The sequence below is a fragment of the Pseudarthrobacter sp. NPDC059871 genome (assembly GCF_042731175.1).
Classification (GTDB): Bacteria; Actinomycetota; Actinomycetes; order Actinomycetales; family Micrococcaceae; genus Arthrobacter.
Map to the genome: position 1 here is coordinate 58,016 of NZ_JBHWJV010000006.1, position 12,651 is coordinate 70,666.

General features: G+C 67.3%; 12 protein-coding genes. 2 read left to right on the top strand and 10 right to left on the bottom strand.

What is annotated here, in order from left to right; all coding sequences use genetic code 11:
- Window positions 1-7: 7 nt before the first annotated feature.
- Complete coding sequence (locus tag ACFV4R_RS09700; RefSeq protein WP_377202492.1) at window positions 8-685, top strand: ATP-binding cassette domain-containing protein; 678 nt, start codon at window positions 8-10, stop codon at window positions 683-685.
- A gap of 4 nt (window positions 686-689) precedes the next feature.
- Entirely contained in the window at window positions 690-2,225 is a 1,536-nt protein-coding gene (locus ACFV4R_RS09705; RefSeq protein WP_377202337.1) for a DUF6297 family protein, read from the top strand.
- 6 nt (window positions 2,226-2,231) lie between these two features.
- On the opposite strand, the gene ACFV4R_RS09710 is transcribed toward ACFV4R_RS09705, so the two are convergent.
- The 10 genes from ACFV4R_RS09710 to ACFV4R_RS09755 form a co-directional block, all read right to left on the bottom strand.
- Complete coding sequence (locus tag ACFV4R_RS09710) at window positions 2,232-3,455, bottom strand: MFS transporter (protein WP_056080583.1); 1,224 nt, start codon at window positions 3,453-3,455, stop codon at window positions 2,232-2,234.
- Between the two features lie 30 nt (window positions 3,456-3,485).
- Window positions 3,486-3,923 (bottom strand): MarR family winged helix-turn-helix transcriptional regulator, encoded by a 438-nt coding sequence (locus tag ACFV4R_RS09715; RefSeq protein WP_377202338.1) that lies wholly within the window; start codon window positions 3,921-3,923, stop codon window positions 3,486-3,488.
- Between the two features lie 45 nt (window positions 3,924-3,968).
- The gene (locus ACFV4R_RS09720) at window positions 3,969-4,460 is read right to left on the bottom strand and encodes a GNAT family N-acetyltransferase (protein WP_377202493.1); all 492 of its coding nucleotides are present in this window, start codon (window positions 4,458-4,460) and stop codon (window positions 3,969-3,971) included.
- A gap of 123 nt (window positions 4,461-4,583) precedes the next feature.
- Window positions 4,584-5,345, bottom strand: a complete 762-nt coding sequence (locus ACFV4R_RS09725) for an ABC transporter ATP-binding protein (RefSeq protein ID WP_377202339.1) — start codon at window positions 5,343-5,345, stop codon at window positions 4,584-4,586.
- Window positions 5,342-6,379, bottom strand: a complete 1,038-nt coding sequence (locus ACFV4R_RS09730; protein WP_377202340.1) for an iron chelate uptake ABC transporter family permease subunit — start codon at window positions 6,377-6,379, stop codon at window positions 5,342-5,344. Before ACFV4R_RS09730 ends, ACFV4R_RS09725 begins: the two co-directional genes overlap by 4 nt.
- Window positions 6,372-7,379, bottom strand: coding sequence for an ABC transporter permease (locus ACFV4R_RS09735; RefSeq protein ID WP_377202341.1), 1,008 nt, complete (start codon window positions 7,377-7,379; stop codon window positions 6,372-6,374). Before ACFV4R_RS09735 ends, ACFV4R_RS09730 begins: the two co-directional genes overlap by 8 nt.
- Before the next feature lie 19 nt (window positions 7,380-7,398).
- Window positions 7,399-8,343 (bottom strand): siderophore ABC transporter substrate-binding protein, encoded by a 945-nt coding sequence (locus ACFV4R_RS09740; protein WP_377202342.1) that lies wholly within the window; start codon window positions 8,341-8,343, stop codon window positions 7,399-7,401.
- Between the two features lie 221 nt (window positions 8,344-8,564).
- Complete coding sequence (locus tag ACFV4R_RS09745) at window positions 8,565-9,728, bottom strand: mannitol-1-phosphate 5-dehydrogenase (RefSeq protein WP_377202343.1); 1,164 nt, start codon at window positions 9,726-9,728, stop codon at window positions 8,565-8,567.
- Window positions 9,728-11,794 carry a PTS mannitol transporter subunit IICBA gene (locus tag ACFV4R_RS09750; protein ID WP_377202344.1) on the bottom strand — a complete coding sequence of 689 codons (2,067 nt, stop codon included), beginning with the start codon at window positions 11,792-11,794 and terminating at the stop codon, window positions 9,728-9,730. Before ACFV4R_RS09750 ends, ACFV4R_RS09745 begins: the two co-directional genes overlap by 1 nt.
- Before the next feature lie 97 nt (window positions 11,795-11,891).
- Window positions 11,892-12,620 (bottom strand): TetR/AcrR family transcriptional regulator, encoded by a 729-nt coding sequence (locus tag ACFV4R_RS09755; RefSeq protein WP_268160455.1) that lies wholly within the window; start codon window positions 12,618-12,620, stop codon window positions 11,892-11,894.
- Between the last annotated feature and the right edge of the window lie 31 nt (window positions 12,621-12,651).

Genomic DNA, 12,651 nt, shown 5'->3' on the forward strand with positions numbered 1-12,651 from the left:
GACTGATCTGGGGGCGGTCCTCGAGGCCGGACAGCTGGTAGTGGGCTACGGCGGCGCGCCCGTCTGCGGCGAAGTGACGGCGGAAGTGCGCGCAGGCCAGGTGCTGGGCGTGGTGGGCGTCAACGGGGCCGGGAAATCCACGGTGGTGCAGACCATCGCCGGCCGCCAGCCCGCCATCAGCGGCGACGCCCGGATCCGCGGACTGCCCGTGGACCCGGATTCCGTCCATTTCCGCCGTGAAGTTGCCGCCGTGTTCGACGACGACCTCTTCTTTCCGTCGCTCAGCGTCACCGAGCACCTGCTCCTGGTGGCCCGCGGCCACTCGCTGGCGGATCCCGGGGAGCGGGTGGCTGCCGAACTGGAGTTCTTTGGCCTGTCCACGCGCGCGGACGCCGTACCGGATGCCCTGTCTTCGGGGCAGCGGCGCCGCCTGCTGTTGGCCGCAGGATTCATCCGGCCATCGGCCCTGCTGATCCTGGACGAGCCTGAGCAGCGCCTGGACCCCGGCATGCGGGACGCCCTGGCAGGCCGGATCGCCGCCTACGCGGACGGCGGTGGCGCCGTGCTGCTGGTGACACACGACCCGCGGCTGCTGGTCCGCACGGCAACCTCTGCACTGGTCATTAAGGACGATGTGGAACTGGTGTCCGCCGAAGAAGGGGCAGGCTTCATTGCTGGCCTCTGATCCCGTGACAGGCGCCCCTGCCGGAACAGCCCTTGCCGGCGAGTTGGTGACGTTCACCAGGCGGCACTCCCGGGCGTACAACCGCACCCAGACGTCCGTGGGAGATGCCTTCGCGGATATCTATACTTCCCTGGTGGCCCTGGGCTGCGCCGCTGCCATTGCCGTTTCCTTCGTGGGCGGGCTGCGCGATGAAATGACCAGGGACAACGCCATGGCGGCAAGCCTGGTGGCGGGGAGCCCGCTGGTGCTTCCGGCCCCGCTCCTGTGGACCCTGCTGACCTACGGCGGATTGGCGGCCATCCTGGCAGTGGCAAGGCGGTTGGGTCCCATCGCGGTCACGGGCGCGCAGGGTGCATGGTGGCTGCCGCTGCCCCTTGACCGCCGCCCCATGGTGTTGCCCACCTTCCGGCGCCGCATGGTCTCGGTAGGCCTCGGTGCCACCCTCGGCTATGTCCCGTTCAGCATCGTCACTGACCTGGCGGCGGACGCCGCGGACCATGCGCTGGCCGCGGCGACGTTCGGGGCGGCGAGCGTGGCGGTCCTGGGGATTGCGGGTCTGCTCCAGCTCGGTCTGGTGGCTCCGCGCCGCGGCCGGGCCGCCGCACTGCTGGCCGTCGCCCCGCTTGCGCTGCTGCCGGGGATGGCAGCCGCCGGGTGGCCATTGGCCGCCGCGGTGCTGGCCGGCGTCGTGGTCCTTGTTCCCCTTTTGCGCCGCGCGGGCCAGGTCACCGGCACGGAACTGGTCCGCGGCGGCAACGTGTCCGGGCACGCGGCGTCGGCGGTGTTCTTCCTGGACACCAACGAGCTGCTCCGCTCGATGGCGGGGACGCCGCGTCCCGCAGCCGGTTCCCGGGCCCGGCGTTTCTATGCCCGCAGGGCGCGGGGCCCGTTTGCCGGCCTCGTAAGGGCGGACGTCACGGCGTTCCTTCGCCTGCAGCCCCTCCTGGCAGTTCCGTTGCTGTGGCTGGCGGCATGCCTGGCCGTGGTGGTGTCCGACGCCGGGCTTCCCGCCTGGCTGCAGCTGGTCTTCCTGCTGGTGGCCGGCTGTGGAGTGGCCAGCGGTATGGGCACCGTGGCCCGGCGGACAGCGTTGTTGCCCGAGCTGGACGCCCTGCTGCCGCTTCCCCGCGCCGCTGTCCGGGCGAGCCGGCTGTTGATGCCCGCGCTGGCGCTGGCCGCTTGGATGACACTGCTCACGGGCGCCCTGGCCCTGCTGGGGGCGGGCGGACCGCTGTTGCCTGCCATGGGTGCGCTGGCCGGCATCGGCATGGGCGCCGGCTGCCTCCGCGGAGCTACCCGGCCGCCCGCGGACTGGACACTGCCGCCGGTGGATACGCCAATGGGCCCGGTTCCCCGGGCCCAGTTGTCCTCGCTGCTGCGGGGACTCGACGTCACCGTCCTGTCTCTGCTGCCGGTGGGGATCGCCCTCTTCGTGGGGCAGGCCCTTCCGGCGCTTGTCATAGTGCAGGCCGCGGTGAGCCTGGCTGCGGTGCTGGTGGTCCTGTTGTCCGGCACCAAGTCTTCCTCCGGGAGGCAGTAGCGGCTCCTAGACCAGGTGCGGTTCGTGCGCCGTAAGGTACTTGCGGCCGCTGAACGCCACCAGGATGGCAATTCCCATGGCCACGGCACCGGCGTAGAAGGGCACCTGCGGGCCGAAGTGCTCACCCAGTTGCGCGGCCAGGAACGGCGCCAGCGCGCCACCCATCCAGCGGACGAAGTTGTAGCCGGAGGAAGCCACCGGCCGCGGGGAATCGGAGACGCCCATGGCCAGTTCGGTGTAGACGGTGTTGTTGATGCCCAGCAGGGCGCCCGCCACAATGACCAGTACGACGACGGCAGGCACCGAGTGCCCGGCCGCCAGTCCCAGCCCGGCAAGGTCCAGCAGCAGGACGAACAGGGTGCCGGTCAGCACCTTGACGGCACCGAAGCGGCGCTGCAGGACCGGCGCGACGAAGACGGAGAACACGGCCACCGCCACGCCCCAGCCGAAGAAGACGGCGCCGATTCCATACGCGTCCATGCCCAGGATGAAGGGGGTGAAAGCCAGGATGGTGAAGAAGCCGTAGTTGTAGAACAAGCCGCTGGCCGCCGTCGTGCGCAATCCCTTGTGGCCCAGGGCCAGCAGCGGGTCGCGGAGGCGCACCTTGCGCTCGGGCAGCGGCGTCTTGGGAAGCAGTGCCAGCAGGGCGATGAACGCGGCAGCCATCAGCACGGCCGTACCGAAGAACGGGGCGCGCCACTGCCAGCCGCCCAGCAGGGCGCCCAGGAGCGGGCCGAGGGAGATGCCCAGGCCCAGTGCGGCCTCGTAGAGGATGATGGCGATGCCGGCGCCGCCGCTGGCCACCCCAACGATGACGGCGAGGGCGGTGGCGACGAAGAGGGCGTTACCCAGGCCCCAGCCGGCGCGGAAGCCCACCAGCTCATCCACGCTGCCGGACAGGCCGGAGAGCGAGGAGAACACCACGATGATGGCCAGCCCGATCAGGAGGGTTTTCTTGCCGCCGATCCGGGACGAGACGAAGCCGGTGATCAGCATCGCCAGGGCGGTGACCAGGAAGTAGCTGGTGAACAGCAGCGAGACCTCGCTGGGGCTTGCGTCCAGGTTGGTGGCGATCGCGGGGAGGATGGGATCCACCAGGCCGATGCCCATGAACGCGAAGACCGCGGCCAGGGCGGTGGCCCACACAGCTTTTGGCTGCTTGAGGAAGGAGGCCTTCTCGGCCTGCAGGGTGTTCCCGGGTGCCGGCAGGGTGTCTGCTTGGCGGTTCATGGAGGGTGCTCCTAAAGGGGGTGCGGTGCGTCAGTTCTGGAGGGACGCGTTGATTTTGTCGATGACGGGCAGCGCCGCCGCCAGCGCTTCACGGTCCTGCTCGGTGAGTTCGCCGAGGAGTTCGGCCATGACGGCGTTGCGCCGCTGGTTTGCGGACTCGACGGCGGCGCGGCCTTCGGCGGTCAGGATGACGCGGACGGCGCGGGAGTCGGAGGGGTCGGGTTCGCGGCGGGCCAGCCCGGCGCGTTCGAGCTTGATGATCTGCTCGGTGGCGCTGGGTACCCTGACGCCGAGGTTGCGGGCGATCTCACCTACCCGTACGCCGTCGTCCAGCAGCATCTTCAGGGTGCTGAGCTGGGCGGCGCTGAGGTCTCCGTCCGCGTCGAGGCGGCGGACCAGGTAGACGCTGTGGCGCAGGGCTTCGCGGAAGCCTGCGGCGAGTTCCTGGAGCTTGTTCTCGTTCATCATTAGGTACCCTAACATTTAGGGTACCTAACAGTCAAAGCTATGTGGTCAGAGCGTGAGCTTCATGCCCTCGTGCGAGCCTTCAAATCCGAGCCGCTGGTAGAAGCGCTGGGCAGCCGTCCGCGTCTTGTGCGTGGTCAGCTGCACCAGCGAACAGCCCTGCCGCCTGGACTCGCCGATGGCCCACTGGATCATCAGGTTGCCGATGCCCTGGCCCCTGAGGGTGTCGGCCACCCGCACGCCCTCGATCTGCGAGCGCCACGCCCCGTGCCGCGAGATGCCGGGGAGGAAGCTCAGCTGGAACGTGGCAACCACCGGACCCGCGGCTTCCCCGGGCGGCACCAGCTCGCCCACAAGGAGCATGTGGCGGGGGTCGCCGTCGATCGCGTCAAAGGCGCGTTCGTAGGGCGCCATGTCCTGGCCCGCCTCGCGGCCCGCGCCCAGCGCGTCATCGGCGAGGAGCTGCACCACGGCGGGCAGGTCCGCCGTCGTGGCGTGGCGGAGGCGGAAAGTCCCGCGCTCGACGTCGGCGGTCAGCAAAGGTTCCGGGGCACCAGCGGTTTCACTCACCTGCCCAGCCTTTCACGGGTGAGCGGGCGTTACCGGAATACCCACCACAAGTGAGCGGGCGTTGCAGGAATACCCACCACAAGTGAGCGCGCGTCAGGTGAAGTAGACGCCGATCCGGTGCGCACCGATTTCCTCGATGCGGATGTCGATGTCGTAGACGTCGCGGAGCATGGCCTGCTGCATGATCTGCCGCGGGCTGCCCTGGTGGATCAGCCTGCCGTCCTTCATGGCCAGGATGGTGTCCGAGTAGCAGGAGGCGAAGTTGATGTCGTGGACCACGATCACGATGGTCTTGCCGAATTCGTCGGCAAGGCGCCGCAGGAGCCGCATCATCTCCACCGAGTGCTTCATGTCCAGGTTGTTCAGCGGCTCGTCCAAAAGCAGGTACTGCGTGTCCTGGGCCAGCACCATCGCAATGAACGCGCGCTGCCGCTGCCCGCCGGAGAGCTCGTCCACGAACTTGTCCGCCATGGGCGTCAGGTCCAGGTGCGCGATGGCCTCCTCCACCTTGGCGAGGTCCTCAATGGTGGGCCGGCCGCCGGAGTGGGGGAACCGGCCGAAGGCCACCAGGTCGCGGACGGTGAGGCGCATGGTGAGGTGGTTCTCCTGGCGGAGGATGGCCATGGTCCGGGCCAGCTGGCGGCTGTCCGTGGACGCGATGTCCAGGCCGCCCACGGACACCTCACCTGAGCCCAGGGGCTGCAAGCGGCTGATCAGGGAGAGCAGGGTGGATTTGCCGGCGCCGTTGGGTCCGATGATCGAGGTGATGCCGCCCTGCGGGATCTCGCAGCTGACGTCGTCGAGGACCGTCTGGCCGCCGTAACTTTTGGAGACGTTGCGGACCGCGATGGTCATTTGAGCGAGCCTTTCAGCAGGAGGTAGAGGAAGAGGATGCCGCCGGTGAACTCGATGACCACGCTGAGCGCAGTGCCGAAGCCGAAGACCTTCTCCAACACCAGCTGGCCGCCCACCAGTGCGATGGCGCCGATCAGTACCACGATGGGCAGCAGCCAGGCGTGGCTGAACTCGCGGCACAGCTGGTAGCCCAGGCTCACCACCAGGAGTCCGAAGAAGGTCACCGGTCCCACCAGCGCGGTGGAGACGGCCACCAGCAGCGAGCACGCCAGCAGCACGCGCATCACCACCCTGCGGTGGTCCACGCCCACGTTGATGGCCACGTCCCGGCCCAGTGCCAGGACGTCAAGGGTGTGCCGGGCCCGCCACACGGCAGCGCAGACGGCGGCGACGATCACCGCGGCCACTCCCAGCAGTGCGGGGTCCACGTTGTTGAAGGATGCGAAGAACAGGTCCTGCAGGATGATGAATTCGCTGGGTTCCATCAGCCGCTGCAGCAGGGAGGAGAAGCCGCGGAACAGGCTGCCGAGGATCACGCCCACCAGCAGGAGCAGGTGCAGCGACCGGGTGGCACCGGTGAACATCCAGCGGTACAGCAGTGCGCTGAAGGTTACCATCAGCACCACCTCGGCGCCGAACTGCAGGGTGGGCGGGGCGGTCACCACCGCGGCGGCACCGAGGGCGAAGGCCATGACGGTCTGCACCAGGATGTACAGCGAGTCGAAGCCCATGATGGACGGCGTCAGGATGCGGTTGGCCGTCACGGTCTGGAACAGCAGCGTGGATACGCCCACGGCAACGGCCACCAGCAGCATCGCGGAGACCTTGATGGCGCGGCGCGGCAGGATGTAGCCCACGTTGCCCTTGAGTTCGAAGAACAGGAAGAAGAGGACGACGGCGGCGGCCGCCGCGAGCAGGACACCCACCACGAGTTGGGGCGGGGCATTGCGGAACCGGCGCCTGACAGGGCCGCGGGACGGGGCCACGGCGGAGTCCACGGGAGCCGGGGAGGTCAGGGCGGGCGCCTTAGGCATTGCGTTTCCTCAGGATCAGGGCGAGGAAGAGGATGGCGCCCAGCACGGACATCACCATCCCCACGGGAACCTCGTAGGGGTACCGGATGGTCCGGCCGATGATGTCGCAGACCAGCACGAACGCCGCCCCGAACAGGGCGGTCCACGGGACGGCGCGGCGGAGGTTGTCACCGAAGATAAGGGAGACGATGTTGGGCACCACCAGGCCCAGGAAGGGTACCGCGCCCACGGTGGTGACCACCACGGCGGAGATCAGTGAGACGATCAGCAGCCCCAGCCGCATGGTGCGGGCATAGTTCAGGCCAAGGTTCGTGGTGAAGTCCTGCCCCATCCCGGCCACGGTGAAACGGTCCGCGGCGAGCAGGCCCACCAGCATGAGCGCCGCGACGATCCAAAGCAGCTCGTACCGGCCGCGGAGGACGCCCGAGAAGTCGCCGATCATCCAGTTGCTGAGCGTCTGCAGCAGGTCGTACCGGTAGGCGAAGAAGGTGGTAACGGCGGCGATGATGCCACCCAGCATGATGCCCACCAGCGGGATGAGCAGGGTGTTCCTGGCGGGCAGCCGCCGCAGGATGGCCAGGAACAGGGCGGTGCCCAGCAACGCGAAGATGCTGGCCACCAGCATCTTGGCCAGCATGGGAGCGCCCGGTGCGAGGACGGTGACCACCAGGATGCCAAGCGTGGCGGACTCGACGGTACCCACGGTGGAGGGTTCCACGAAGCGGTTCCGGGCCATGAGCTGCATGATCAGCCCGGCTACGGCCACGGCCATTCCTGCCAGCAGCACAGCCAGGGTGCGGGGCACCCGGGAGATCCAGAAGATGTCGATGGTGTCTGCGTCCCCCGCGAGGAGGGACGGGAGCGAGACGTCGCTGACGCCCACGAACATGCTCCCGGCGGCGAGGACCAGGACGGCAACTGCGGCCGCAGCCAGGCCCGCGTAGTGGCGGGCCTGGCTGCGGGTTGCCGGCGCCTGGGGGCGCGCGGCGGTGATGGTCATGCTGTAGCCCGGTGGGGGTTTAAGCGACGGAGCCGGCTACGGCGTCCACCATGGCCTTGACGTTGTTCAGGCCGTATCCCACGATGTACCAGCCCGCAGGGTCAAGGTTGATGACCTTGCCGTTCTTGGCGGCATTGGTGGACTGGACCAGCTCGTTGTCCAGGATGGCGTTGGCGGTGGCTTCGGTTCCGATGGCGGTATCGCGGTTGATCACGTAGAGGAGGTCCGGGTTGGCCTGCTTGATGTATTCGAAAGAGATGGCCTCACCGTGGGATCCCTCGGACTTCACGTCCGCCGCGGTGGGTACGCCCAGGACGTCGTGGATGATGCCGAAGCGGGAGCCGGCGCCGTAGGCGGTGACTTCGCCGCCGGAGGTGAGGACGATCAGGCCCTTGCCGGCTGTAGCTGCCTTGGCTTTGGTGTCGGCCACGGTGGTATCCACGGCGGCGAGCTTCTCCTCAACCTCGGCTGACTTGTTGAAGATGGTCCCCAGCTTTCCGGCCTGCTCCTTGAAGCTGTCCATGGGCTTGGCGGCATCAATGGAGAGATCAATGGTGGGGGCGATCTTGCTCAGCTCTTCATAGGCTCCGGCGGTGCGGCCGGAGATGATGATGAGGTCCGGGTCGCCGGCACTGACGGCTTCGAAGTCGGGTTCCTTCAGGGAGCCGATCTTGGCGTACTTGGCGTCGGAGTACTTCTTCAGCGCGTCCGGGTAGGCGGCTTCGGGCACGCCGGCAGGTTCAACGCCCAGGGCATCCATGGTGTCCAGGACGCCAAGGTCGAACGTGAAGACCTTTTCCGGGTTGACCGGGACGTTGGCGGTGCTCCCCTGGGCGTGCTCGACGGTGATGGTGGAGGTTTCCGCTGCGGGGGTTGCCGTGGCACTGCCGCCGCACGCGGTAACGGTCAGGAGGGCCGCCCCAGCCGCCATTGCCCCCAGATAGCCCTGCAGCCTCTTCTTCACGATGTTCTCCACTCGGTAATAACGTCACAACTTCGTTGCCTAATAGAGCTGAGCCTATAAGTAAGGTGAGGCTAACCAATGCGCTTTCGGCCTGTTTGTGGGGGACATCACAGAAGAACGACGCCGGCACTGGGGTCAGTGCCGGCGTCGTCCTTGTGCATTACGTCGATGCAGTCATACGTCGGATGGTGCGGCAGGCAGCGTGCTGCCCGCTGCGGACATCAGGCGGAGGTGGCGGCCATCTCTGCCTGCCGTTCCTCCACGAGGGTGGCCACGGCGTTGAAGAGCGGGTGCTCCGGTTCCAGGCCGGTGATCCTGGCGGTGGCGTCCGCCGCACTGCCCGACGCGAGGATGCCGGCCAGTTCGGTGGCCTCGGCGTCGGCGGGATCAGTGAAACGCAGCGCCGCTGAAATGGCTCCGAGCAGAGCCTCGGGCACCACGCCGCGTTCGGCCAGCTCGGCCGCGGGGCCGATGAACCGCTCGTGCCGGCTGAGCTTGCGCAGCGGGGCGCGCCCCACCCGGTTCACGGTGTCCGGCAGGTGCGGGTTGGTGAACCGGACCAGGATCTTCTGCACGTAGGCTTCCTGCGCCTCGTTGCTGAACCCGTGCTTGGACACCAGGAGTTGCTTGGTTTCCTCCAGCACTGCCCGCACGTCTTCCGCCACGTCCTGGTCCGCCATGGCATCGGAGATCTTCTCCAGTCCTGCCTCGAACCCGAAATAGGCGGCCGAGGCATGGCCGGTGTTCACGGTGAACAGCTTGCGCTCAATGTAGGGCGCGAGCTCGTCTACGAAGGTGGCGCCGGGGATCTCCGGCTCCGATCCGGCGAACGGCGTCCGGTCGATGACCCACTCATAGAAGGATTCCACGGTAACGTCCAGGCCCTGCCCGGACTCCTGGTTGGGCACGATCCGGTCCACGGCGGTGTTGGCGAACACGGCCTGGCCGTCCAGCGCCCCGCCGGCGGCCTCCGGGCGGGAGGCCACCTCCCGGGCCAGGATGTCCGTGGCGTTGATGGCGTTCTCGCAGGCCATGACCTGCAGCGGCGCCATCCCGGCGCCCCGTGCGGCAATGCCCCGCGCGATCACCGGTGCCACGAACTTCAGGATGTGCGGCCCCACCGCGGTGGTGACGAGGTCCGCCGTCGCGATTTCCGTGATGAGTTCCGCTTCCTGGGTGTTCGAATTCAGGGCGCGGAAGTTGTCAACGGTCTGCACGGCGGGGTTCTCCCCCACTTCATGGACGGCGTAGCTGTCCGCGGCCGCCAGCTGGTCGATCAGCGCGTCGGCGACGTCAGCGAACACCACCTCGTAGCCGGCATTGTGCAGGAGCAGCCCCACGAAACCTCGGCCGATGTTGCCGGCACCAAAATGTACAGCCTTCACTATGCGTTAACCTTCCCGAAGAGCTCCAGGACTTCATCCACGGAGCTGGCCGCCTCGAGGCGGGCCACCTGCTCCTTGTTGGTGAAGACCTTGGCGATGGAGGACAGGATGTGCAGGTGTTCGTTGTTCACGCCGGCGACGCCCACCACGAACTTGACCTCCTTGCCGTTCCAGTCGATGCCCTGCGGGTAGCGGATCACCGAGACTGCCGACTTCCGGATGTGGTCCTTGGCGGCGTTGGTGCCGTGCGGGATGGCCAGGAAGCTGCCCATGTAGGTGGACACGGATTCCTCGCGCTCGTGCATGGCGTCGATGTAGCCCTGGTCCACCGCGCCGCGGGCCAGCAGGAGCCGGCCGGCTTCGTCGATGGCGGCGTCGCGGGTGGTGGCCGTTCCTGTCAGGATGACGCTCTCACGGGCCAGGATCTCTGCCTGTCCCGCGGCCGGGGCGTCTGCGGCGTGCGCACCCTGGCCTGCGGCGGCACCAGCCGCGGTGCCAACTCCTGCAGCCCCCGCTGCAGCAGCACCGCCGGAGGTTCCGGCATCCGGTTCGGCCGCGGCGCCGGCGTCGGACGTTCCGCCGTCGGTGTTGCTCTCCCTGACCAGGTCAACAATCTCGTCGTAACGCGGGCTGTTCATGAAGTTGTCCACCGAGAAGTGCGCGGCGCTGGACGTGGACGGCTTGGCACGTTCGGTGAGGTCCTGGTGCGTGACCACGATGTCGTACGTGTCGCTGAGGTTGGCAATGGCCGAGTTGGTGACCTTGACATCCGGGAAACCGGCGGCCTTGATCTTGTTGCGGAGCACTGAAGCGCCCATGGCGCTGGAGCCCATTCCGGCGTCGCAGGCGAACACTATGTTCTTGATGGGACCAGCCATCACGGCGGTTCCCACGCCGGCACCCGCACCGGTCAGGTGCGAGGAGACGGAGCTCTTCTTGCCCTTCATTTCCTCCATGCGGGAGGTGGCGGCGTTGAGGTCGCCTTCGTCGCTGTGCTTGGTGGTCTTCATGATCACCGAGGCCACCAGGAAGGACGCGGCCGTGGCAAGCAGCACCGCGAGGATCACCCCGAGGTAGCTGTCACGGGAGGTCTGGGCGAGTACGGCGAAGATGGAACCCGGAGCCGCCGGTGCCACCAGGCCGGCACCGGTGACCGCCAGGGTGGCGATGCCGGTCATGCCGCCGGCGATGGCGGCCAGGATGAGCAGCGGGCGCATCAGGACGTACGGGAAGTAGATCTCGTGGATGCCGCCGAGGAAGTGGATGATTGCGGCGCCCGGGGCGGAGGCCTTTGCCGCGCCCTTGCCGAAGAACATGTAAGCCAGCAGGATGCCCAGGCCCGGGCCGGGGTTGGCCTCGAGCAGGAAGAGGATGGACTTGCCCTGCTCCAGCGACTGCTGGACGCCCAGCGGGGTCAGCACACCGTGGTTGATGGCGTTGTTCAGGAAGAGGACTTTGGCGGGCTCAATGAAGATGCTGGTGAGCGGCAGCAGGCCGTTGTTGACCAGGAACTGCACCACGTTGCCGGCACCGGCGCTGAACCCTGAAACCACCGGAGCGACTGCGTAGAAGCCCAGCATGGCAAGCAGGGCGCCCCAAATACCCGCGGAGAAGTTGTTGACCAGCATTTCGAAGCCCGGGCGGATTTTTCCGTCCCAGAGCGAATCGATCTTCTTCATGGTCCAGCCGCCCAGCGGGCCCATGATCATGGCGCCGATGAACATCGGGATGCCTGCGCCCACAATCACGCCCATGGTGCCGATGGCGCCCACCACGCCGCCGCGGACGTCGTAGACCATCTTGCCGCCGGTGTAACCGATCAGCAGCGGCAGCAGGTAGGTGATCATGGGCCCTACGAGGCCGATGTTCGGCTTCCCGTCGGTTTCACCGAAGCCGCCAAGCTGGGGAACCGGCAGCCAGCCCTTTTCGATGAAGAGGGCTGTGATGATGCCCCAGGCGATGAAGGCGCCGATGTTGGGCATGATCATTCCGGACAGGAACGTCCCGAATTTCTGGACGTGTACCCGAGCGCTGGTACGGGGCTTTGCAACTGTCTCTGTTGCCATGTGATTTCCTAACCGTTCGTCCTGCTGCTCCGCAGGATGGTCCGATACTGACGACGACGTAGTGCTGGTGGAACCGGGTGGCGCAGGTTATGCCGGGCTAACCGGCGGGGGTGGCGGAGATCCGGTGCAGCCACTCGAGGAAGAGCTTGAGCTCCGAGCTCGAGAGCTGGTCTGAGTGCGAGGCCTGAAGTGCGGCGTTCAGGGCAATCGCTGCCACCACCACCGAGGACTTTCCGGCGCTGCCCGGGGCCGAGCCACTGGCGGGCTCGGCGGACACCGCGAAAATCATGGCATCCCGGGTCATGGTGGACAGTTCGAGGTTCCGGTCCGGAGCGGGTTCCGCGATCAGCATCAGCGTCACGCCAACGTTGGCCGCCAGGATGGACCTGGCCGCCTCCCTGGGCTGGACGTTGAGCTGGCCCGCCGCTGCGGCCTTGTTCAGCATCTCCTCCATCAGCGCCTCGGCATCGGCAACGATGGCGGGGCGGTTTTCCGGGCGGATGTTGCCGAACATCACCAGGTAGAGCTCCGGCTGGTTAAGCCCGAACTGCACGTGGTTGTCCCACATTCTCCGGATGTCCTCGAGAGGCTGCCCGGAGGGGGCGAAATCCCTTTCGCCTGCGACATATTCTTCGAATCCTGCAGCCACCACGGCGTCGAAAAGGCCTTCCTTGTCGCCGAAGTGGTGGTACAGGGTGGGTGCAGATACCCCTGCCAGCTGCGTGATCTGGCGGGTGGAGACCGGCGCTCCCGCGGATTTTGCCAGCAGCTCCGCCGCTGCACGGAGCAGCCGCATTTTGGGGGGAAGCTGGCCATCCAAACTCATAACCGCTACCCTAGCACCTATAGCGTTGCTA

Bases quoted from the DNA above. Each gene is read 5' to 3' on its own strand.
- ACFV4R_RS09730 (WP_377202340.1), bottom strand. From the start codon at position 6,379: ATGCCTAAGGCGCCCGCCCTGACCTCCCCGGCTCCCGTGGACTCCGCC.
- ACFV4R_RS09715 (WP_377202338.1), bottom strand. From the start codon at position 3,923: ATGATGAACGAGAACAAGCTCCAGGAACTCGCCGCAGGCTTCCGCGAA.
- ACFV4R_RS09710 (WP_056080583.1), bottom strand. From the start codon at position 3,455: ATGAACCGCCAAGCAGACACCCTGCCGGCACCCGGGAACACCCTGCAG.
- ACFV4R_RS09735 (WP_377202341.1), bottom strand. From the start codon at position 7,379: ATGACCATCACCGCCGCGCGCCCCCAGGCGCCGGCAACCCGCAGCCAG.
- ACFV4R_RS09750 (WP_377202344.1), bottom strand. From the start codon at position 11,794: ATGGCAACAGAGACAGTTGCAAAGCCCCGTACCAGCGCTCGGGTACAC.
- ACFV4R_RS09725 (WP_377202339.1), bottom strand. From the start codon at position 5,345: ATGACCATCGCGGTCCGCAACGTCTCCAAAAGTTACGGCGGCCAGACG.
- ACFV4R_RS09755 (WP_268160455.1), bottom strand. From the start codon at position 12,620: ATGAGTTTGGATGGCCAGCTTCCCCCCAAAATGCGGCTGCTCCGTGCA.